This is a genomic window from Sulfitobacter sediminilitoris, assembly GCF_010667575.1.
Classification (GTDB): Bacteria; Pseudomonadota; Alphaproteobacteria; order Rhodobacterales; family Rhodobacteraceae; genus Sulfitobacter; species Sulfitobacter sediminilitoris.
Window position 1 is genome coordinate 100,643 of the sequence record NZ_JAABNT010000010.1, and the last position, 20,214, is coordinate 120,856.

General features: G+C 55.8%; 24 protein-coding genes. 14 read left to right on the plus strand and 10 right to left on the minus strand.

The window, feature by feature from the left end:
• Positions 1-27: 27 nt before the first annotated feature.
• The 5 genes from fliQ to flhB are packed head-to-tail and all read left to right on the plus strand — an operon-like array spanning position 28 to position 5,074.
• The gene (gene fliQ / locus GV827_RS15665) at positions 28-297 is read left to right on the plus strand and encodes a flagellar biosynthesis protein FliQ (protein WP_164354757.1); all 270 of its coding nucleotides are present in this window, start codon (positions 28-30) and stop codon (positions 295-297) included.
• A gap of 1 nt (position 298) precedes the next feature.
• Complete coding sequence (locus GV827_RS15670; protein WP_235930383.1) at positions 299-1,081, plus strand: lytic transglycosylase domain-containing protein; 783 nt, start codon at positions 299-301, stop codon at positions 1,079-1,081.
• A 2-nt stretch (positions 1,082-1,083) separates the two neighbouring features.
• The gene (gene flhA, locus GV827_RS15675; RefSeq protein WP_164354758.1) at positions 1,084-3,186 is read left to right on the plus strand and encodes a flagellar biosynthesis protein FlhA; all 2,103 of its coding nucleotides are present in this window, start codon (positions 1,084-1,086) and stop codon (positions 3,184-3,186) included.
• A 3-nt stretch (positions 3,187-3,189) separates the two neighbouring features.
• Positions 3,190-3,945, plus strand: coding sequence for a flagellar biosynthetic protein FliR (locus tag GV827_RS15680; RefSeq protein WP_164354759.1), 756 nt, complete (start codon positions 3,190-3,192; stop codon positions 3,943-3,945).
• Between the two features lies 1 nt (position 3,946).
• Entirely contained in the window at positions 3,947-5,074 is a 1,128-nt protein-coding gene (gene flhB, locus GV827_RS15685) for a flagellar biosynthesis protein FlhB (RefSeq protein WP_164354760.1), read from the plus strand.
• A gap of 12 nt (positions 5,075-5,086) precedes the next feature.
• On the opposite strand, the gene GV827_RS15690 is transcribed toward flhB, so the two are convergent.
• From GV827_RS15690 to GV827_RS15705, 4 genes are read right to left on the minus strand one after another with little or no spacing between them, the layout of a single operon-like run.
• Positions 5,087-5,737: a MotE family protein gene (locus tag GV827_RS15690; RefSeq protein WP_164354761.1), complete on the minus strand. Its 651-nt coding sequence runs from the start codon at positions 5,735-5,737 to the stop codon at positions 5,087-5,089.
• A gap of 12 nt (positions 5,738-5,749) precedes the next feature.
• Positions 5,750-6,115 carry a flagellar motor switch protein gene (locus tag GV827_RS15695; protein ID WP_164354762.1) on the minus strand — a complete coding sequence of 122 codons (366 nt, stop codon included), beginning with the start codon at positions 6,113-6,115 and terminating at the stop codon, positions 5,750-5,752.
• On the minus strand, positions 6,099-7,052 hold the full coding sequence (locus GV827_RS15700; protein WP_328823163.1) for a flagellar motor switch protein FliM: 954 nt from the start codon (positions 7,050-7,052) through the stop codon (positions 6,099-6,101). The genes GV827_RS15695 and GV827_RS15700 overlap by 17 nt, the downstream gene beginning before the upstream one ends.
• Before the next feature lie 11 nt (positions 7,053-7,063).
• Positions 7,064-7,795, minus strand: coding sequence for a flagellar basal body-associated FliL family protein (locus GV827_RS15705; RefSeq protein ID WP_164354763.1), 732 nt, complete (start codon positions 7,793-7,795; stop codon positions 7,064-7,066).
• A gap of 134 nt (positions 7,796-7,929) precedes the next feature.
• Here GV827_RS15705 and fliF point away from each other — a divergent pair, with 134 nt between their 5' ends.
• The 5 genes from fliF to GV827_RS15730 all read left to right on the plus strand — a co-directional run bounded on the left by fliF (position 7,930) and on the right by GV827_RS15730 (position 12,604).
• Entirely contained in the window at positions 7,930-9,633 is a 1,704-nt protein-coding gene (gene fliF / locus GV827_RS15710; RefSeq protein WP_164354764.1) for a flagellar basal-body MS-ring/collar protein FliF, read from the plus strand.
• The gene (locus tag GV827_RS15715; RefSeq protein WP_164354765.1) at positions 9,630-10,283 is read left to right on the plus strand and encodes a FliH/SctL family protein; all 654 of its coding nucleotides are present in this window, start codon (positions 9,630-9,632) and stop codon (positions 10,281-10,283) included. Before fliF ends, GV827_RS15715 begins: the two co-directional genes overlap by 4 nt.
• Entirely contained in the window at positions 10,284-10,655 is a 372-nt protein-coding gene (locus tag GV827_RS15720) for a FliM/FliN family flagellar motor switch protein (RefSeq protein ID WP_235930384.1), read from the plus strand.
• 1 nt (position 10,656) lies between these two features.
• Positions 10,657-11,478, plus strand: a complete 822-nt coding sequence (gene fliP / locus GV827_RS15725; protein WP_164354766.1) for a flagellar type III secretion system pore protein FliP — start codon at positions 10,657-10,659, stop codon at positions 11,476-11,478.
• 94 nt (positions 11,479-11,572) lie between these two features.
• Positions 11,573-12,604, plus strand: coding sequence for a flagellar motor switch protein FliG (locus GV827_RS15730; RefSeq protein WP_235930385.1), 1,032 nt, complete (start codon positions 11,573-11,575; stop codon positions 12,602-12,604).
• Between the two features lie 7 nt (positions 12,605-12,611).
• Here the strand turns inward: GV827_RS15730 and GV827_RS15735 are convergent, their stop codons facing one another.
• From GV827_RS15735 to GV827_RS15755, 5 genes are all read right to left on the minus strand, one after another.
• Positions 12,612-13,436 carry a DUF1217 domain-containing protein gene (locus tag GV827_RS15735; protein ID WP_164354767.1) on the minus strand — a complete coding sequence of 275 codons (825 nt, stop codon included), beginning with the start codon at positions 13,434-13,436 and terminating at the stop codon, positions 12,612-12,614.
• Between the two features lie 9 nt (positions 13,437-13,445).
• Positions 13,446-13,865, minus strand: a complete 420-nt coding sequence (locus tag GV827_RS15740; protein ID WP_164354768.1) for a flagellar biosynthesis repressor FlbT — start codon at positions 13,863-13,865, stop codon at positions 13,446-13,448.
• Between the two features lie 6 nt (positions 13,866-13,871).
• Positions 13,872-14,273, minus strand: a complete 402-nt coding sequence (locus GV827_RS15745) for a flagellar biosynthesis regulator FlaF (RefSeq protein WP_164354769.1) — start codon at positions 14,271-14,273, stop codon at positions 13,872-13,874.
• Between the two features lie 238 nt (positions 14,274-14,511).
• Positions 14,512-14,883 carry a hypothetical protein gene (locus tag GV827_RS15750; RefSeq protein WP_164354770.1) on the minus strand — a complete coding sequence of 124 codons (372 nt, stop codon included), beginning with the start codon at positions 14,881-14,883 and terminating at the stop codon, positions 14,512-14,514.
• Positions 14,884-15,332: 449 nt separating this feature from the next.
• On the minus strand, positions 15,333-16,001 hold the full coding sequence (locus tag GV827_RS15755; protein WP_164354771.1) for a winged helix-turn-helix domain-containing protein: 669 nt from the start codon (positions 15,999-16,001) through the stop codon (positions 15,333-15,335).
• Between the two features lie 274 nt (positions 16,002-16,275).
• Here GV827_RS15755 and GV827_RS15760 point away from each other — a divergent pair, with 274 nt between their 5' ends.
• The 3 genes from GV827_RS15760 (at position 16,276) to GV827_RS15770 (ending at position 18,581) form a co-directional block, all read left to right on the plus strand.
• A complete protein-coding gene (locus tag GV827_RS15760; RefSeq protein ID WP_164354772.1) occupies positions 16,276-16,491 on the plus strand; it encodes a hypothetical protein in 216 nt (71 codons plus the stop codon).
• A 279-nt stretch (positions 16,492-16,770) separates the two neighbouring features.
• Positions 16,771-17,238, plus strand: a complete 468-nt coding sequence (locus GV827_RS15765; protein WP_328823164.1) for a MucR family transcriptional regulator — start codon at positions 16,771-16,773, stop codon at positions 17,236-17,238.
• A 143-nt stretch (positions 17,239-17,381) separates the two neighbouring features.
• On the plus strand, positions 17,382-18,581 hold the full coding sequence (locus GV827_RS15770) for a flagellar motor protein MotB (RefSeq protein WP_164354773.1): 1,200 nt from the start codon (positions 17,382-17,384) through the stop codon (positions 18,579-18,581).
• Here the strand turns inward: GV827_RS15770 and GV827_RS15775 are convergent.
• On the minus strand, positions 18,578-19,201 hold the full coding sequence (locus GV827_RS15775; protein ID WP_328823165.1) for a flagellar motor protein: 624 nt from the start codon (positions 19,199-19,201) through the stop codon (positions 18,578-18,580). The genes GV827_RS15770 and GV827_RS15775 overlap by 4 nt on opposite strands.
• Positions 19,202-19,341: 140 nt before the next feature.
• Between GV827_RS15775 and motA the strand changes: the two genes are divergently transcribed.
• A complete protein-coding gene (gene motA / locus GV827_RS15780; protein ID WP_164354774.1) occupies positions 19,342-20,211 on the plus strand; it encodes a flagellar motor stator protein MotA in 870 nt (289 codons plus the stop codon).
• Positions 20,212-20,214 lie beyond the last annotated feature (3 nt).

Sequence of the window (20,214 nt, forward strand, 5' to 3'; positions counted from 1 at the left end):
ACTCTTTTCAGCAAGCAGGGACACCGCATGGACCCGGTCACCACATACGAACTGATCCGCCAGACCATCATGGCAACGCTGATATCCTCGGCGCCCGTTCTGATTGTTGCCCTTGGCGTGGGTCTTGTGATCGCGTTCTTCCAGGCGTTGACGCAGATCCAGGAAATGACCCTGACCTTCGTGCCCAAGATCGCGGCAATCTTTGTGACGCTAGCCCTGTCTTTGCCGTTTATCTTCTCAACCCTGACCCAGCTGTCAGATCGCGTCTTTGACCTGATCTCCAGTGGCGGGATCTAGAATGAAGCGCGCGCGCATGATCCTGGTTGGCTTGGGTATCCTCTATCTGACTCTGACCGCCGACGCGGCAGGGTCAGAGAACTGGGCCGGGTTTTATCTTCCAAGCACATCGCCCGCACACCGAACCGCTCCCGGCGGCGCAGACATCTGCCTGCGGGCCATCCTTGAGGCGCAAGATCGGCATGGCATCCCTGACAATCTGCTGCTCGCGATCGGCATTCAGGAAGCGGGCCGTCAGGTCAACGGCAAGCTGACCGTTTGGCCATGGACTGCCAATTCAGATGGTCGGGGCGCGTTCTTTGACAGCAAGGATGCCTTGGAAGACTGGGTGCGCAAGACGCAATCAACCGGCAAACGGTCCATCGACGTAGGCTGTATGCAGGTGAACCAGAAATGGCACGCGCATCACTTTGCATCCCTTTCAGAGGCAACCGATCCAACGGCAAACGTTGATTACGCCGCCCGCTTTCTGCGCAGACTGCACGCTGAGACCGGCGATTGGTGGGAGGCGGCAGGCCGCTATCATTCCTCGACCAAAGAGTTCAAGGACATCTACCTGAGGAAACTGGCGCAGAACCAGCGGCTCGCCAATGCCAGTTTTGCGCAGCTGGCCGACCTGCAAGGGCAGGCACCGATACGCGCGCAATCAACGCGCAAGCAGCCCGGCATCCATTGGAGTTCTGACATGACCGGTAGCGGTGCGCAGGTCATGCGCAGGGTCGTGTCAATCTATTCCGCAACCCCGTTGCAACCGATCCTGCCCAACTACGTCGAGGCGAACTGAACATGGCGACGCCGGACACCAATATCACAGGCCGCCCTGTCTTTAGCTTTGCCAAGCTGGGGCACAGCAACCGTGACATCGGTTTTGCGATTGGAATGGTCCTAATTCTGGCCATGCTTTTTGTGCCTTTGCCCCCGTTCTTTCTTGATCTGGGGCTTGCGATATCGCTGTCACTGTCGGTGCTGATCCTGATGGTGGCGCTCTGGATCGGTGCCCCGCTAGAGTTCAACTCTTTCCCGACCCTGTTGCTGGTCGTCACGATGTTGCGGCTTGCGCTCAACGTCTCGTCCACACGCCTGATCCTGAGTAACGGCCACGAAGGACCTGCGGCTGCGGGCAATGTGATCGAAGGATTTGCCCGGTTCATCGTCGGCGGGGACTTCGTGATCGGGATCATCGTTTTCACGATCCTCGTTATCATCAACTTTATCGTCATCACCAAGGGTTCGACCCGGATTGCCGAAGTTGCCGCGCGCTTCTCTCTGGACGCGATGCCCGGCAAACAGATGGCGATCGACGCCGACCTTGCCGCCGGGGTGATCAACGAGCTAGAAGCCAAGACCCGCCGCAAGACCGTGGAAGAAGAAAGCTCTTTCTTCGGCGCGATGGACGGTGCCTCCAAGTTCGTGCGTGGCGATGCGGTAGCCGGTCTGATCATCGTGCTGATCAACGTCTTCGGCGGCATCCTGATCGGCATGATGAGCCATGACCTGAGCGTCGGGCAGGCGATGAACAACTACACGGTGCTGACCATCGGTGACGGTCTGGTCACCCAGATTCCCGCGCTGATCGTGTCGCTGGCCGCCGGGCTGCTGGTGACCAAGGGTGGCACGCACGGCGCCGCGAACGAGGCGGTGCTGGGCCAGCTCAGCAACTTCCCCAAGGCGCTTTACATGGCTGCAGCGCTGATGTTCGCCATCGGTTGGCTGCCTGGCTTCCCGCTGATGATCTTCATGCCGCTGTCGGCGGGCATGGCTGCCTTCGGCTACTTCATGCAGAAGCAGGCTGCGGAGCGCCTGGCCGACGAAAAACACGAGGCCGATGCCGCGATTGCAAAAGACGAAGTGCAAGGTGATCCCGTCGCCGATATGTTGCGTGTCGATGACGTGCGCCTTGATCTGGGCACGGCGCTTGTGCCGATGATCACCTCTGTCGATGCCGCCCTGCCCGGCAAGGTCAAAAGCCTGCGGTCCCTCTTTATTCAGGATTTCGGATTTGTCCTGCCCGGAGTGCGCATCAAGGATGATGCCGACTTGCCCGCCACCACCTATGCCATTTCACTGCAGGGGGTTGAGGCCGCGCGGGGCGAGATTGAACCGATGATGATGATGGTCATCAACCCCACGGGCGAAGACATCGACCTGCCCGGCAAGCGTACCCGCGAGCCCACATTCGGGCTTGAAGCGATCTGGGTGGATGAGGCCCGCGCCTCCGAAGCGGAATTGCTGGGCATGACGGTCGTCGATCCTGAAAGCGTCATCACGACCCACCTGACCGAGGTGATCAAGGAGCATATGCCGGAAATCCTGACCTATGCCGCGACACAGGAACTGATCGAAGGGCAGGACAAGGATTACCAGAAGCTGCTGGCCGACAGTTCCAACAACAGCCCCGCCGTGATGCTTCAACATGTCCTTCAGGCGCTTCTGGCCGAGCGGGTTTCCATCCGCAACTTGCCCAAGATCATCGAAGCGGTGGCCGAAGCCAGCGCCAATACCAAGAACATCCGTGCCGTGATCGAACACGCACGTGGCAAGCTGTCCAAGCAGATTTGCCAGTCGCTGAAAGACGCACAGGGCTATGTCCCCGTGATCAACCTGTCGGGCGAATGGGAAAGTGAGCTGACATCCTCGATCTCCAGCTCCAATGGGGAGGAAACCTTCCTCATGTCACCCTCCCGCGTGCAAGAGTTCGTGCTGGCGATGCGCAAGGAAATCCAGAAGTTCTCATCTGCTGATGAATGGCCCGCCATCCTCGTGACACCACAGGCCCGACCCTATGTCCGCTCAATCCTTGAGCGGGTCAGCCCGATGACACAGGTCATTTCGCACAACGAGGTGCACCGCAAAGCATCGCTGCGGACGGTCGGCACAGTGGGGCAGTGACCCATGTCGCTTGAGACCTATGTCAGCACGCTGTTCTTTTCCTACCTCGTGGTCTTTGCGCGGCTGGGATCGGCTCTGATCTTCATGCCGTCTTTTGGTGAGGTGCAGATACCCATCCGGGCGCGGCTGTCCTTCGCGCTGGTGATGTGCGCCGCTCTATTGCCCGCGACACCGGTACAGGCGGCAATGCCCTCAGATCCCATTGCCCTTGTGCTGCTTCTGGGAGCCGAGGTGACGATTGGTCTGTGGATCGGACTTACCGCACGGATCCTGCTGGCCGCCCTGCAATTTGCGGGCTTTCAGGCCGGGCAAGTTTCCGGCCTTGCCAACGCCTTTGGTCCTTCTTTCGGATCGTTCGAAGGGGCCACGATGGTCGCAACCCTGATGATGATCAGCGCGGTTGCGATGATCTTTATCACCGACACCCACCACATCATCCTGCGCGCGCTCATGTCCAGCTACATGATCTTTCCCCCCGGTGAGGTCATGCTGGCCGATATGACAAACCAGATTCTGCAGGCCGGATCGCAAAGCCTTTATATCGGGACGGCCATTGCGGCACCCTTTTTTGTCATGGGCGTGGTTCTGAACCTAGGTATGGGTCTGGCAAACCGGATGATGCCCCAATTGCCGGTTTTCTTTGTCGCCGCCTCATTGCTGATTGGCGCGGGATTGTTGATCTTGGCTGTGTCCATGCCTGCCGTGCTTGATTTCTTTATCGACCGGTTCAGCGAATGGCTTGTGGGCTTCAGGTTCTGACATGGCAGAGAACAACGACAGCACGGAAAAAGCCCTAGAACCGACTGAGAAACGGCTTAAAGATGCCCGCCGAAAGGGTGATGTTCCCTCCTCCAAGGAAACCGGGAACATGGTCGTGGTCATCGCCCTTCTGGGCATCATTGCCTTTGTCCTGCCGTTTCAGACGCCTCGTGTGGTCGATGCTCTGTCCAGCCTGATCGAACAGGCCAGCACAATGACGGTTGCCACGGGTGCGCCGGGGCTGGTGCGACTGGGTCAAATCACCAGTGAATTCACCCTGAACCTGGTCTGGGGTATCGCCCCGCTGTTCGGCGTCTTGCTGTTGGGTGCGGTGATCGGTGCGATCGTTCAGGGCGAAACCGTAATTGCCTTCGAACGGATCAAGCCGAAGCTGTCCAAGATCTCCCCTGCCGAGGGTCTCAAGCGTCTGTTCTCGGCAAATTCACTGGTCGAATTCCTGAAAAGCATCGTCAAGGTGTTCGCCATCGGGTTCCTGGCGATCTGGTTCACCAATCAGGCGGTGCGTGACATCTGGAACACCTCCGGATTCGTACCCGAATACCTGCCCGGCTACCTTGTCGAAGCGGCCAAGAAACTTCTGATGGCCGCCGCCATCCTGCTGCTCCCCGTCGCCATTGCCGACATTCTGTGGCGCCGCTTTGACTGGCGCAAAAAGCAGCGGATGAGCCAGAAAGACCTGAAGGACGAAATCAAGGAAAGCGAAGGATCCCCGGAAATCCGCAACAAACGTGCCCGCCGTCGGCGCGAGTTGTCCCAGCAGCGCACCATCGCGGTCGTTCCGATTGCTGATGTGATCCTGACCAACCCGACCCACTATTCCGTAGCACTGAAATACGATCCAGCGCGGGACATGGCACCGGTCTGTATCGCCAAGGGTGCTGATATGGTCGCCCTGCGCATCCGCGAGATCGCCTTCGAACACGATATCCCGATTGTCGAGAACAAGCCGCTGGCACGCCTTCTGTATGATACGGTCGAGGTTGATCAGGCCGTGCCCGTCGAGCATTGGGAGATCGTGGCCGAGATCATCAGCTTTGTCTTTGACCTCAAGAAGAACATTCGGCGCAAACCTCCTGAGGGCTCTGTGCTGCAAACGTCGCTTCAGTAAACTCAGGAAGGGCTATTTCAGTCTGATCCCGTTCAGGTCCTGATCGCCGGGCAGTTGAGACCGCTCAAGAATGATCTTGGAAATCGCCCGCGCCCGAACATCCGACACCTTTGCAAGAATGGGCGCCGCCGCGCGTGGATTCATCTCGCCCAGGATCATGATCGTTGTCTCGATGTCCAGATCATCGATGATCCTCGCCGCATCTGCGGGTTTCATGTTCTTGTAGAATTCGATCAGGCGGTTCAAATCCTCGGTCTGCGATGCCTCAACCCGGGCCAACAATTCCTCGATTGATGTCTGAAGTTCTGTCAGTGACGCTTTTTCGATCTCCAGGCGCTCCATCGCCAGCGCCAGCTCTGACTTTCGCTGTTCAATCTCCTGTTTTTGAAGCTCGACAAGCTCCCGCTCGCGATTCAAAGACCTCAAAACCTCTTCGGGCGCGTCATAATTGTCGGTCTTCTCCGGCAGGTCTTCGACCAAAGGTGGAATGTCGTCAGCTGGCTCCGGGGAGGCCTTGTCTCCGCTGCCGGCAGCAGCCAGAACAACAATCTGGTCATTAACAGGACCGGTGCCCTGAAACATCGGCAGTTCCGGAAACGACATCGCCGCCTTGGCAAACAAGGTCAGCCCCAAACCGCCAACAATCAACTTCCCACTTAGCATGTTACGCACGGATCAGACCCTCGCCGTATCGGCTGAATCAAAGAATGCGCGGACCAATTCCTTCTTGTCACGCACCCTGCGAAGACCGGGGATTTCGGGCGCCGGTGGCGCCGCCCGACGCGACGAAAACGCCGCTTCTTCGGGCGCGGACGCCGGGGCCGCCTGTGGTTGTGGTGCCTCTTCGGCAACTTCGATGTTCCTGCGCATCTCCGCCACAGAGGTTTGCGACTTATCAACAGCAGAAGAAAACTCATCGACCAGCGGCTCAAGCTCCCGAAGCGTTGCCATCAGCAACCGAACCTTGCGAGAGACCAGATAGCCGTAGGTGATGCTGCCGATCAAAAGCACAATGATTACACCGTCAATTATCGCTGCCATCTTCTTCCAGCTCCTCTTTCTTTGAAATCTTCTCGGTAATCTGAACGGCGACAAAGCCGTTATTTCGTTTGCCCAGTGACACTTTGAACATCGGCTCATCCGCGCCGACAAGCGTCGCCTGCTCTCCCTCCTCGATACCAAAATCAATGGTATCGCCGGGTTGCCATGACATGATCTTTTGAATGGGGATCGCCTCTTCGGCCAAAACAACCTCAAGATCCATGTGCGCGCGTTCGATCTGGCCACTGATCAAATCGTGCCATGTCCGCTGGTCTTCACCCCGGTTGCCAAAATAGATCTTGCTCAGGGCGGGCCGGATCGGTTCCAGCGCGTCATAAGGGATCACAACCTCCAGAATGCCAACATGCCCCGCCATCGCGACCGAGAATTTCATCCGGGCGCACAAGCTGGCATTCTTGACGATGCCGGCACTATCGGGATCGGTTTCCACCCGGTCCAACAACAATTCAGCTGAGCCAACAACAGACAGCGCCCGCTGTAACTCCGCAAGGATCGCAGCCGCGACCCGTTCGCCAAAGCCAAGCTCGATCGCTGTGAATTCGCCAGTTTCATCTTCTTTGAGCTGCTTTGCGCTGCCCCCCAGCATCAGTTCCGTTGCCGTCAGCAAAAGCGTCCGGTCGATGACTAACAGAATCTCGCCTTCGAACGGCACGCCCGTACTGACAGCCAGCAAGACAGGTGACGGAAGGGTTTCGATGATCTGGCCCATCGGCACATAGTCCAGTGACATCAGCGACGACTCGCAGATGGCGCGGGTCAGATCAGGAAGCGAGACAGACAGATTTTCAACCAGCCGCTCACCGATGATGTCAAGCATCGGAAGCCGGTCAAAGGTGAAGTCTGACAGCCGGATGATCTCATCGATCAGGCTGGCGCCCTCTGACTCAATCTCACTTTCTGACAGCACCTCACTCACCGGTACATCTCCTACTGCACGATCAAGTCGTTGATCAGGATTTCCTGCGGCAGATCACTGCCCACTGCCGCCCGCGCGCGTTTCAAAAGCTCTCCCTTGATGTAGAGAATCCCCGCCATGCCACGCACATCGGCTTCGGACAGACCCCGCAGGTATCCGTTGAACAGGTCCCGCATGAACGGTTCACGTTCCTCCATCAGCGCACCCGATCCCTCGTCGGGCCGATAGGCCACCACCAGGTTGATCTTCAGAAACGCCGTTTTCTCGAACCCCTGCGCATCAAAGCTCTGGATGTTCGTCGTCATGTCCCCGAAGTTAAGCAAACCGGTGTCAAGCACGTCACCTTTGTCGCCACCGTACTCATCCTCTTTTGCCTGCAGGGCATATGCCTTCTCGGCATCATGGCCAGCCTTGGCCAGAGGGTCCGTGATATCGGTCCGCAACGTGGTCTTTTTCTCTCCACCATGACCATCATCCTTGGCCTCTGCGTGATCGTCATCCTTGGCCTCTGCGTGATCGTCGCCCTGACCATCGCCGTGGTCTTCCTCTTCGCTCTTGTAATCAGGCGCATAGGCTTCGGCATCCTGCATGTAGGCCATGCGCGCCAGAAAGAATCCGCCGCCAAGCGACAACAGGCACATCAACGCCGCAGCCAAAAGAAGCTTGCGTGACCCGCGCGGCTTTGCACCGGCGTCCTCGTCAGTTGCTGCCTCTTTTGCCTTCGCCTTCGGTTTCTTGGCCATGGCTGTCTCGATATCTCCTACGCAAGAATAATCATCGCGTTCTTCATTGATTACAAGTTTATATTTCTATCTATACTTGCTCTTAACCTTCCTTTAATGATGTATAGTACAAAAGACAATCCACGGAGTGCTCTGTGCAAGGATTATTTGAAAATCTAAGTGCCTTGGGACGGCAAAGGCTGATGGTCCTTGGCGGGACCGCCATTGCCGTGATCGCCGTCATGCTTTTAGGTCTGGGGACTTTGTCCCGGCCAGACTACGCACCGATCTATTCCAACCTGTCGGTGACATCCGCCAGTTCGATTGAGGCAACGCTGGCGAACGCCGGCTTTAACGTCACGGTCTCCGAAGACGGATCTTCGGTCTCGGTCCCCCGCGCGGATGCGGCCCGTGCGCGAATGGTCTTGGCGGAAAGCGGTGTATCAATCGACGGCGATCCAGGCTGGGAGCTTTTCGACGAGAAAAGCGGCCTTGCGATGAATTCCTTCCTGCAAAAGATCAATCGCACCCGCGCCATGGAAGGAGAGCTTGCCCGCTCCATCCAGACACTCGACGGCATCTCAACCGCGCGCGTGCACCTTGTCCTGCCAGACCGGGAACCTTTCTCGCGCGAGGCCCCTGCCCCACGCGCCTCCATCATCATCCGCCCCGAACCGGGTCGCGCAGTCAACCGCAAGCAGGCCATTGCCGTGCGGAACCTTGTCGCCTCGGCGGTGGCAGAGCTTGATTTGTCACGCGTGACCGTTCTTTCCGCGAACGGTGAGACCATTCTGGCCGAAGGGGCCGATGGCGAAGGCCAGGGCACCATGCAAACGGCCAAGTCCAATATCGAGGACCGGCTATCGCGGGAAATCGAGAGCATCCTGACGGCGCGTGTGGGCGCCGGGAACGCCCGCGTCCGGGTCAACGTTGAACTCAGCACCCAGCGCGAAGTGATCATCGAACAAAGCTTTGACCCCGATCAGCAGGTGGTGCGCTCTACTGAAACCAAGTCCGAAAACCAAAGCGGCAACGAAGGTGGTGGCAATGTCGGGGTCGAGAACAACATTCCCGCTGCCCTTACCGATGGTGAAGCCGGTGCGACGAACACCCGTTCGGAAACGGACGAAGTCGTCCAGTACGAAATCGGCAATACCCGCCGTGAAATCGTGCGCGAGGCAGGCGAGGTCCGCAGGCTGACCGTCGCCGTGCTGATCAACGGGATCTACAACGTCGACGGCTCTGACGTCGCCTATGCCGAACGCACACCAGACGAGCTTGCAAGGCTCGAAGAACTGGTAAAATCCGCCGTCGGATTTGAAGAGGCACGCGGCGACAGCGTTTCAGTCGATAGCATGCGCTTCATGGATTACTCCATGGATCTGGGGGATCCGCTCAGAATGTCGATGATGGATCGGCTCAGCGAAAGCATCGTCCCGATCCTGCGCGGCGTGCTTGCCCTGCTGATCGTTGGTCTGGCGCTGATCCTTGGTGTCCGGCCTGTCCTGAACCGCCTTGCCGAACCTGAACAACTGCCCCCGCCAGAGGACAGCAATGCTCCTGACCTGGCCGCCGCCGCTCAGGACAACCCTGACCGCGCAGAAGGTCAGGATGGCCCCAGAATGCTGCCCAACGCGCAGACTCTCAGTGGGGTCGATGGTCAGGACCCGCTACCCAGCAAAGTCGGGATCATTGAGTCCGATTATGGTGATGACGTGCCCGAATATGTCACCAAGCAAGGCATTCGCGGCAATCTGCACAAAAAGAAAATCGACAGGATCCAGCGCCTTGCCGATGAAAAACCGGACGAGGTGCTGCGTGTCCTCAGATCCTGGCTCAAGACCGAGGCTGAGGCATGATCGACCTCTTTCAGCGCAACTTTGACACCGATGCCAAACGGTCTGTCCACGGAGACGCCAGCGCCGCGGCAGAGGCAATTGCCGATCTCAAGGCCCAATTGGAAGCCGCCCGCCAAGAAGGGTTCGACGCAGGCCGCACCATCGGGAAACAGGACGCCAAAGCAGAGTTCGACGCCGCCGAGACCGAACGCCTGAAACTGGAACGCGAGGCCATTCGTACACAACTCGAGGCACTTGCCGCATCTGACACCCAGCTCCGCCTTGATACCGAGCGCGACATCATCGAGCTGTTCTCGGGCATTGCCGAACGTCTGGTGCCCGAACTTCTGGACACCTACGGCGTCGATCTGGCCATCGCGCGGATCCGTCAAAGCGTCCAGCAATCGCGCACCGATCCGGTTCTGATTGTTCGCGCCTGCCCGGACGTGATTGCCGTTCTACAGAACGAGGCGCCCGATTGGCTCAGCAACGCGTCGCGCAACACACAGATTGATTTACAGGCCGATCCGTCCATGAACCGCGGGGCCGCGCAGGTGCGCTGGAAGGGCGGACGGTTGGACTATGACATCCAGGCTGCAAGCCTTGCCATGCTCAAGGGATTGGCCAAGGCCGCAGAAGACTACGAAAAAGCCACTCAGAAAGCAGGGTAAATGTTGGAAAACGAACAAGAGACTACCCCCGACGAAAAGCCAGAAAACGCTCAGGGCGACGCCGCTCAATCCAAAGCGAAGCCAAAGGAAATTGCCAAGGGTGAGGCCAAGGACGGCGGAAAGAGCCTTGATGCGATCTTTGGCGTCAAGCTGGAGGTTCGTGTGGTTCTGGGACGCAACCGGATGCCTATTTCGGAACTCCTGAACCTGACCAAAGGCTCTGTGATCGAACTGGACCGCCGGGTGGGCGAACCGGTTGATCTGATGATCAACGACCGCATGGTCGCGCGTGGCGATCTGGTGCGGGTACAGGGCGATATGCTGGGCGTTGCTCTGCGTGAAATCGTCAAAGATTTCGTGTCCGAAACCTGAAATGATCACCCGTCCCCTGCCCTATTTCTGTCGTTCAGCGGCGCTTGTCAGCGTTGCCCTGCTGGTGATCATCGCCGGCAGCGGCGCCGCTTTGGCGCAGGAGACAGAGATTGGCGGGTTGATCCGCGATTTGTCCTCGCAACTGGGCGGTGTCACCCCCGGCAGTGATCAGGGGGCCAGCCTATCCGGTCGGTTGATCCAGCTTTTCGCGGTGCTGACCGCGCTCAGCGTGGCCCCGGGATTGCTGGTCGTGATGACCAGCTTCACCCGCTTTGTCATCGTCTTTTCCATGCTGCGCCTGGCACTGGGCCTGAACCAGACACCGCCCAACATCGTGCTGAATGCCATGGCGCTTTTCATGACCTTCTTTGTCATGCAACCCGTGTTCGAAGATGCTTTTGACGGCGGTGTGCGGCCGCTGGTCGCCAATGCAATCACCGAAGAACAGGCCATGATGGCCATTGCCGAACCCTTCCGCGAATTCATGATGGTCAATGTGCGCGACAAGGACCTTCAGCTGTTTCAGGACATATCCGGCGAAACAGCCACACCCGCGGATGACCCCGATGCCCCACCCAGCTGGCGCACCCTGATCCCGGCCTTCATGATCTCAGAACTACGGTCGGCCTTTACCATCGGCTTCCTGATTTATCTGCCCTTTGTCGCCATCGACCTGATCGTCGCCTCTGTCCTGATGAGCGCGGGCATGATGATGTTACCGCCCGTATTGGTGTCCCTCCCCTTCAAGGTGATCTTCTTTGTTCTCATCGACGGGTGGTACATGCTGGCCGGGTCCCTGATCGGGTCATATCTGGGTGGATAATACGCCTGATCATGAAGAAAGATATGTTATTCAAGGATAGTTTAATTTATCCTTAAGCTAACCCGAAACGCCCAAAGCCCGGAATCGCCGTCAGATGAACCAGTTCGTCCCCTTCCGCAAACACCGTCGCATGTCAGGCGCGCAGAAATCCGCGATCCTGTTCCTGTGTCTGGGCGAAGAACGCGGCGGGGCGCTGATGCAGCAGCTTGATGTGTCAGAGATCCGCAACATCACCACGGCCATCTCAACGATGGGCGAGATTGACGCGAGCATCGTCGAGGAAATCCTGCTCGAATTCGACGAGAAGATCAGCCACGACGGGGGCGTTGTCGGCTCCATCGAAGCGGCGCGAGGTCTGTTGAAAGAGTTCCTGCCTGAAGAACGCGTGGCCGAAATCCTTGATGAGATCGGCAGCAACACTGTCGGCAATGTCTGGAAAGACCTTTCGGAACTGGACGCAAAACAGTTGGTCGAGTTCCTGTCAAAAGAACACAATCAAACCGTTGCTGTCATCCTGACCCGGATCCGGCCCGAAGCAGCGGCCAAGGTGCTGCCCATGCTGGGGGCCGACCGCGCCCCGGACGTGATCGAGCGGATCATGCAAATGGACAACCTGCCCACCGATACCATTCAGAACATCGAAACCACGCTGCGCGAAAACGTTCTGGCCAAGGCCGGGCGCAGCGCCGAGGCGCGTATCGAAGGGCAGCTTGTATCGATTTTCAATAAACTCGACGAAGACCTGTTCAGCAAGATCTCGAAAGAGCTGGAACAGCGACAGCCGGTTCAGTTCAAAGCCATCCAGCAAAAAATGTTCGTCTTTGACGACATGGTGAAATTCAAGGAAAACATGCTGGGCAAGATCATGCGTGAAGTCAGCGGGAACACCCTGCCGCTTGCCCTGCGCGGCGCAAAGAAAGAAGTCCGGGAATACTTCCTGGCCTCCCTGCCCTCGCGATCCCGCGGAATGTTGCAGGAAGAGATGGAATCCATGGGGCCTGTCAAGGCCCGCGATGTGAAAGACGCCCAATCACAACTGGTCGAAGCGGCATTGCGATTGATCGCTGATGGAACGGTGGAACTGCCGGAAACCGGCGAAGACATGCTCGAAGACATGTCGGACTAAAAGCATCTTAGCGGTAAAGCTGCGAAGCCGAGAAATTGATCGTGGCCACATCCAGTGTGATGGGCACGAACTGCGCGCCAAAACTGGCAGACTGCAAGATGCTTACAGCGATATTATTCGAAGCAAACCCTTGCGGATTAATCACATCAGAAATCGCCGTATAGCGGGTGATCAACCGCTCACGCTCTGCCGGGTCGGCCAGATCGGCCAGATCAAATTTTTCTTCAAACAGCTTTTTCTGCACATCAAGGTCCAGACCTGAAATCTCCTTGGGCAAATTCAGCGCCACCTGAAAGAAATTGGTCAGTTTCTTGTCCTTCAACACATCGAACCAACTGTCGATGGTTTCCGCTTTCTCGCGAAATTCCAGTACTGTGCCCACTGTGCTGTTCTGTTCATCGTTTTGATTGATGAACTGCCGGTCATAGAACCGGTCCACAACAGCATTCTGAAACGTCAGACCGTTGAAATTCGGAACCTGCGCGCCCTCTTCGGTCGTAAATCCCAAGGAAAGGTGCAGTTCCCGAAACCGTTGATCCGTCAGACGGTTCAACAGGGACGTTTCCTCGACCGGGTCACTTTCCAACACCTTGCGCATCAGGCCCTTACCGAAGATCTGGTCTTCCAGGTCAAAGGCGCGCATCACAAAGCTATAGACTTCGAAATCCTCGATCAGCTCTTTTGGGGTCGTGATCTGGCCAATGCGTTCGCGAAATGCTTGTTCCGCACGCTGATTGGTCGGCTCATCGCGCATCAATGCAATCTGCCGATCGCGCGTCGCATCTATCAATCGCAATGCAGTCGGACTGCCAAGACCATTGATGCTGATCATCGTCCCAACCTACTCTGCCGCCGTCTTGGCGTATTTGTCTTCCAGCATCTCAAACAGCCGGGCCTCGTATTCGATCAGCGGACGCAGCGCGCGCATCGCCTTATAGAAATCTGCCGTGGACACATGATGGGCAGCATCGAAAATGTGCTGCGCAACCTCATCATGGAAAACAGGAACCATCTGTCCCAGCTTCTTTTGAATGATCGGCACCAGCTTTGCGCGTATCGCAGGGTCAAGCAACGAAGCCTGGATGAAAAAATACACCTCTTTTACAGGTGTGCGCGCCTCATCCTCTTTCAGCAGGTCTGCTTCGCGAACAATATCTGCATGGGTCTCAATCACCAGCATCTGGCGCCGGTCAGAATTACGCACAACGCAGCCGTTGATCAGAAGACGCTCATTCGGTTTCAGTGTCAGTTGTAATCCCATATCCGATCACTCCGGTGCTGCGCTAAGGGCCCGTCCGCCAAGGCCATCAATAATACTTCGGTTGACGTCGATCAGCGGGCGAACCGTCTTGCCACCCGCCATGACGCTTTGCGTATGGCTTTCAACCCAGACAGCCAAGGACACGAGCCCGGCACGCAGATTTGGGTTCAGCGCGTTGTCTTTTTCCAGCAGGTCCATTTTGAACGTGGCCCAGATCATCTGGTTTTTCCAAAGCGTGTGCCGCAAACCGTCAGCCAGCAATTGCAAACGATCAATACGACGCTCTGTCGTATCAAAGGCCTCGAATTGCTGCTCTAGTTCTGAAGTCACTTGCGCAAGGATGCGACGCTCAATCTCGCGTGGCGCTTCCGTGTGCGAGATCGTCCGCTTGTACGCGGCTACGCTCATTCCTGTCACCTTTTGTTTTTTTTCTGCCTCAACGGTAACTGTAGCGATGCGGAGTTAAGGGAAATTTAACATTTGGAAATTTTACTGAGATTCGGGCCGTTTAGGGCATCGACGACCCCGATTATTGCAGCGATGTCACAACCAGAGAAAAGCCCACGTACCGGATGGTTCGTGGGCTCTACCATATATTGTGATTAGTTCTACGCGCTGCCACTAGGGCCGCCGGATCGTTGCGATTCTACTGAACAAGCGCTTCTCTTTGCCAAGACAGCTGCTTATCCCGAGTCTGCTGCGACACAACATGTCCTTCAGGCGCTACGCCAACCGGATTTTCCGTCTGATGTGGCACAGCCAGCTTAACAAGGATGTCACCGATTGCCTGACCCAGCGTCTCAGCAGAATAATCCTTGGCCTGATTCATTGCTGCGGACTCAATGTAGATGACGGTATCATCGCTGACTTCGATCTCGAATTCCTCAAAGAGCACATCGGCAAGTGACGCACCCGGCATCACCTCTTCTCCCGCGATACAGGCGCAGGCGGTCATGCCTTCGTGATCCAGCTTCGAGGTGAAGCACACGGTCGGAACGGACAATAGGGACGACAGCATGCGCGCAACCGGAGAATGATTTGAGCCCTCGCAAATCTCCATTTGATGGCTCCAAACATGCTCCAGGACAGTTTGAGTCTTCACCACTTCACCTCCGTTAACTTTTCAACTCAAAGTTACTCAATTCGACGGACTCTTTGAACCGAAAATTTGTTAATTTTTCTACGCTTTTTTGGGCATTTACTCAGCGTTAACCATTTTCGGCAGGCGAAAGTTAACATTCGAAAGGTTGCAAAAATCCGCTTTTGTCGTTGATTTTCTGATGTCTAGATATGGTAGCTATTGTTCATCACATAACTAGTAATGGTGCCGACGCCCAGATTTGGAACACAACTACCAACACATGAATTTTACATTTAAATATTTGCATCATTGGAATAAATATGTTCATCGCAGAATCACCGGCAGATTGTGGTTTTTCTGGCAGTCTGAGCATCAAGCAGCAACAATCAGCCTTCGACGCCACTGTCCTGGGTTTCGGTCAAAAGCAGATAGCCCGATGACCTGACCGTCGATACCGAAATCTCTGATCCGAATGCCTGAGAGAACTTCTTGCGGATCTTGGCGACATGAACGTCGAACTTGCGGTCGCCATACTGCCAGGGTCGTCCGTCTATCGCCTGGCTCAGATCGTCCCGCGTAACGATCTCTCCTTGATGGCGGTAAAGAATTCCAAGAATCTGTGCTTCAACGGTGGTCAGTTGCGCACGATCAGCAAGATATGCTTCGGTTTCCCACTCTACATTCAGGTTTTGCAGGTTGTCTTGATCCAGTGGATGACCAAGGCGCACTGCCACCCGCGCCGCAAGTTCATGCAAGGGGCACGGCCATTCAACAACATCGTCCGCACCAGCAAAAAATGCATCGGTGCCACAAATGCATTCGCGGTCCCGGATAACAATAACGATGGGCTTTTTGTCCAGCGAATTCAGTGACTGGATAGCTTCGATTTTGCCATTGCAGTCATCAGCAATATGAACAAAAACAACACCTTTTGTGGCTTGGTCGATGCCATTTTCCGCGATTTTCTGGAACGTCGAAATTGTCTCGAACTTGTGCTTGAGGACAATAAGAAACAGGTAAGTCAATGGATGCGCAACTGAGGGGTCGTTCGTCACCAGCAAAGATGACGTCCCTATCTGTTCTCTAAACATTGTCTTGGCCACTCCCGCCCGCACACAGCATCAAGTTGCCTTACGAAATCATCTTCCCGGCCTGGCGACCCATCCATCGGTTCAAGCCAGGTCACGATCCGGAAGTCCATTCTTCGAGAAAAATTTGAGCCAACACAAGAAAAAATCGAAAATTTTACGAATGATTAACTTCAATACTTAGGTACTGCTCATAATGGATGCAGAAAGCGCCTGAAAACCTGAAATATAGGTTATCACTATGAAAAGTTCCAATGGCGCTCAGGCGACCCGACAACAAGCGATCGCCGCCGCGCACCGACTCTCTTCACTCGTCCAGCTCACTCAGCACGACCAGTTCCTGCATGAGACGATGCAATATGCGACAGATGTGATCGCCCGTTCGGGACTTCTTTCAGACGCGTTGCAGATGCAAACGCACGCCAGCCCCAGAGATGCCAAGCGACACTTTCAATAAACGAACATCAGCCCAAATCATCGGCGAAAAAGTGCAAATGCATCAATTGGACACCGCAACTTTCCGCCGATGGCAGCACAGCGCTCTGAATTTTCTTGCGACACAAAGAGAGAATCCCGTCTAAGCTGGTTAATAAAGATAACTCGAAGTTGAAAGTTCTTCAAATGAGACAAATATTCTCAAACGGTCCTTGACTTGGATACTGCAACTGCCAAATACATCTTAAAAATTGGAAGAACGGATTTCTTCAACCAGGGCGGGTAACACAAGGAATGATCGGTGACTAACAAGATTAATGCGACACAGCCGACCAACGCCTTGGTGCAGGTCCTTTCCTGTTTCGCAGCTCGCGAGAATGCTACCGTCGAGGACGTTGTGGCACTCGCGAAACAACTGAAGGCCGTGTTGGGAGACGCAGCAAACAAAGACGTACCCCGAAGTCTGGTTTCAACTGCAGACCTAAGTACCCAGATCGCTGTTCCGGCGGTGCCACTTGATCAGTCAGTCACGGACGAGGCAGTCACCTGCCTATGCTGTGGCAAGTCCTTCACAATGCTCAAGCGGCATCTGAAGGCAGAGCATGGATTGACCGAAGAACAGTACCGTGTTCGCTTTGATCTGCCAGAGGATCATCCATTGGTTGCGCCGAACTATTCCATCCGCAAGGCAGAATACGCAAAGCGTATTGGGCTGGGCAAATACACCCGCGATGACGTGGCAACACAAAACAGCTTGCCCTCTGCCTAAAAGCATCTCCCGGCGCCTTGGAAATGCCTCAATTCAGCCGCTGTTAATCCTCTTTTAACCTTGATACCTGCCCCTAACCGCGGAGTAGCAGAAGCACTGCCGCCGATAACGATCGATCCATTCGACGTGTTGAGGCAGAGTATATGGCAGCGACAACGCAGCCCAAGATTTTCAAGAAGATCGAAGTCATCGAAGGTGGTGGACACCACGGCGGTGGCTGGAAGGTAGCCTACGCTGACTTCATGACGGCGATGATGGCATTTTTCCTTCTGATGTGGATTCTTGCGAGTTCTGACGAACAGAAACTGCGCGGGATTGCGGAATACTTTACCAACGCAACCTTGCCCGGCGGCAGCGGTGTTCTGGATGGCGCAACGCTGGGTCCCCCCGGCACATTGACCGCATCCAGCGGCAGTATCGTTGCGCGTGGCTCTCAACTGGGGGCGATGGATGACCCCTCCCCCACTCAATGGGAAGTGAGGGATGTCACGGAGACATCTAATCCGGATGAAAAGGTGCTCGGCAACAAGCAGGGCGACCACGAAAATCCTGCGTCTGCTGATGCTTCGGAAAAGATTCAAAAGGCCGGCCCTGACGGTGACAGCGGAACCGCAAGTGGACAGTCCGCCGAAATCGACATCAAGGCAGAGCATCCCATCGACGACATGAAGTTCAAGGAACTGCAGAACGATATCCTGCAGGCGATGCAGCAGAACCCCGATCTTGATCCGCTGGTTGAGAATGTCATTTTCGAACAAACGCCCGAAGGTCTGCACATCCAGATCATTGATCAGGAAGGCAAACCAATGTTCCACAGTGGCCGCGCCGAAATGGCCGGTGCCACCGAAACACTGATTGGCAACCTTGGCAAATCACTGTCCCAGTTGCCCAACCGCATTATCCTGTCCGGCCACACGGACGCGGTGCCCTTCGCGAATAATGATACCTACGACAACTGGGATTTGTCGTCTGACCGCGCAAACGCAACACGCCGGGTGTTCGAGGCATCAGGCGTGGACCGCAACCGCATCATCCGGGTGTCCGGCATGGCTGATACACAGCTTCTAAAGCCCGAAAACCCCGAAGATCCCTCTAACCGACGCATCTCGATCATGGTGCAGTACCGAACGGAAGATCAGGCTGACGCTCCTGTCCAAAAGGCAGACGCCGAACCGCACGGAAAAGGGACCCACGACGATCACGTGTCACCGTCAAAGCAAACCGGTACGGACCACACCGACCCTTTGTTGCAAGAGACAAAGCATGCGGCGGATCATACCACGCCGACGCCCAGTCCGCTTGATGATCAGGTCTTTGAAAACCTGCGCAATGCGCTGCGCTAATATTGTGCAGCCAATACAGCTAGCTTGGGTTTACGCACGCTCACAAATCTTGGACGGCGGGCCTGCTCGGCGGACCTGCGCAGGAATTCGGGCAGAAGCGGGCTCAATTCGCCGGTGGACTTCCGATCCACAGCAGGAGCAGGGGCAGGTGTGCTGTGCTGTACGGGTTTTGGGGCGGACACCGGCGCGGCCGGAACCCTTGGCTTCAGCCCAAGAACCAGCGCCGGATCCAGCCCTTCTTCCAACGCGTAAGTGTAGTTCACGGCATAATCGATGGCCTCGTCCAGTACCGTCGGATCAGACGCTACCAGTGCCATCAACCGCCGCTCATCCGAGTATCGAAAAGACCGCGTTTCAAATCCCGGCACCTGCGGAACAAAACAGATGTCCCGCGCCGCAAGCCGAAGGACATCCATGATCCGTTCAGCAATGTGTGGCCGCTCGTCCCGGCGGAACACCACCATGTTACAGTCACCATCCCGCATCAGGCATGCGGCCAGACAAATCTCATCCGGCCAGCTGGCAAAGGCATGCCGAACATCTTCGGCATCAATAAGGACGATCAATGCACTTTGCGAGTTTGTCATGCGGGGCAGCTCCGGCATCATAAGAAGAGACACGGTTAATCATCTATTTGTTTAAATTTAGTTGTCAACTGTATTTGTATTGCAGAGTTTATACTTACAACCGGATAACTCTTCTTGATATTTAGAATAAATCATAAGTATAGTCAGAAAAAACCAGAAGAGCAGGCAAAGAAATGACGATTATTATCGGCTTTATCGTTGTGTTGGGCATGGTCTTTGGCGGATACATGCTGTCTGGCGGCGACATGGGCATCATCATGCATGCTCTCCCCTTCGAAGGGATGATGATCGGCGGCGCGGCTTTGGGATCCTTCATCGCCGCGAATTCCTTTGGCAATCTTCTTGGTGCCGGCAAAGCGATGGTCAAGGCATTCAAAGGCCCCAAGTGGAAAAGCGCAGACTACATTGATCTGCTGAACCTGATGTTCACGCTGGCCAAGATGTATCAGCAGGACGGCATGCTGTCTTTGGATGAACATATTGAAAACCCGAAAGAAAGCAGCATCTTCTCGCAATATCCAAAGCTTCAGAAGGACCACTTTGCCGTGGACCTGATCACAGACAGTTTCCGGATGCTGGCGCTTCAGTTCGATGACCCCTATCAGACCGAAGATGTGATCAACCGCAAGCTCAAGAAACACCATCACGAGGCGCTCACCGCCCCTCACGGGCTGACCACTGTCTCTGATGCCCTGCCTGCCATCGGGATTGTTGCAGCGGTTTTGGGCGTGATCAAGACCATGGCCTCCATCGACAAGCCACCCGCCGTGCTGGGTGCTATGATCGGTGGCGCGCTTGTGGGTACGTTTCTGGGTGTTTTCCTCGCGTACTGCTTTGTCTCGCCTCTCGCGAACCGGCTTGAGGCGATCGAGGAGCAGGACGGCATGTATTACTCGGTGATCCGGGATATCTTTATCGCCATTCTGCACAACCACTCACCTGCGATCTGCACCGAAATCGGACGCGGCAACATCCCGACATCGCTGCAGCCCAGCTTTTACGAGATGGAAGAAGCCCGTCAAAGCATGCCACAGGCCGCTTGACCC

What these genes read in the sequence shown, in the direction of transcription:
- GV827_RS15690 (WP_164354761.1), bottom strand. Translation starts at nt 5,737, where the DNA reads ATGCTAAGTGGGAAGTTGATTGTTGGCGGTTTGGGGCTGACCTTGTTT.
- GV827_RS15745 (WP_164354769.1), bottom strand. Translation starts at nt 14,273, where the DNA reads ATGAGCGTAGCCGCGTACAAGCGGACGATCTCGCACACGGAAGCGCCA.
- GV827_RS15750 (WP_164354770.1), bottom strand. Translation starts at nt 14,883, where the DNA reads ATGCTGTCGTCCCTATTGTCCGTTCCGACCGTGTGCTTCACCTCGAAG.
- GV827_RS15760 (WP_164354772.1), top strand. Translation starts at nt 16,276, where the DNA reads ATGAAAAGTTCCAATGGCGCTCAGGCGACCCGACAACAAGCGATCGCC.
- GV827_RS15680 (WP_164354759.1), top strand. Translation starts at nt 3,190, where the DNA reads ATGTCGCTTGAGACCTATGTCAGCACGCTGTTCTTTTCCTACCTCGTG.
- GV827_RS15705 (WP_164354763.1), bottom strand. Translation starts at nt 7,795, where the DNA reads ATGGCCAAGAAACCGAAGGCGAAGGCAAAAGAGGCAGCAACTGACGAG.
- GV827_RS15720 (WP_235930384.1), top strand. Translation starts at nt 10,284, where the DNA reads ATGTTGGAAAACGAACAAGAGACTACCCCCGACGAAAAGCCAGAAAAC.
- flhB (WP_164354760.1), top strand. Translation starts at nt 3,947, where the DNA reads ATGGCAGAGAACAACGACAGCACGGAAAAAGCCCTAGAACCGACTGAG.
- GV827_RS15695 (WP_164354762.1), bottom strand. Translation starts at nt 6,115, where the DNA reads ATGGCAGCGATAATTGACGGTGTAATCATTGTGCTTTTGATCGGCAGC.
- GV827_RS15740 (WP_164354768.1), bottom strand. Translation starts at nt 13,865, where the DNA reads ATGGGATTACAACTGACACTGAAACCGAATGAGCGTCTTCTGATCAAC.
- fliP (WP_164354766.1), top strand. Translation starts at nt 10,657, where the DNA reads ATGATCACCCGTCCCCTGCCCTATTTCTGTCGTTCAGCGGCGCTTGTC.
- GV827_RS15730 (WP_235930385.1), top strand. Translation starts at nt 11,573, where the DNA reads ATGAACCAGTTCGTCCCCTTCCGCAAACACCGTCGCATGTCAGGCGCG.
- GV827_RS15735 (WP_164354767.1), bottom strand. Translation starts at nt 13,436, where the DNA reads ATGATCAGCATCAATGGTCTTGGCAGTCCGACTGCATTGCGATTGATA.
- motA (WP_164354774.1), top strand. Translation starts at nt 19,342, where the DNA reads ATGACGATTATTATCGGCTTTATCGTTGTGTTGGGCATGGTCTTTGGC.
- GV827_RS15670 (WP_235930383.1), top strand. Translation starts at nt 299, where the DNA reads ATGAAGCGCGCGCGCATGATCCTGGTTGGCTTGGGTATCCTCTATCTG.
- fliQ (WP_164354757.1), top strand. Translation starts at nt 28, where the DNA reads ATGGACCCGGTCACCACATACGAACTGATCCGCCAGACCATCATGGCA.
- GV827_RS15770 (WP_164354773.1), top strand. Translation starts at nt 17,382, where the DNA reads ATGGCAGCGACAACGCAGCCCAAGATTTTCAAGAAGATCGAAGTCATC.
- flhA (WP_164354758.1), top strand. Translation starts at nt 1,084, where the DNA reads ATGGCGACGCCGGACACCAATATCACAGGCCGCCCTGTCTTTAGCTTT.
- GV827_RS15715 (WP_164354765.1), top strand. Translation starts at nt 9,630, where the DNA reads ATGATCGACCTCTTTCAGCGCAACTTTGACACCGATGCCAAACGGTCT.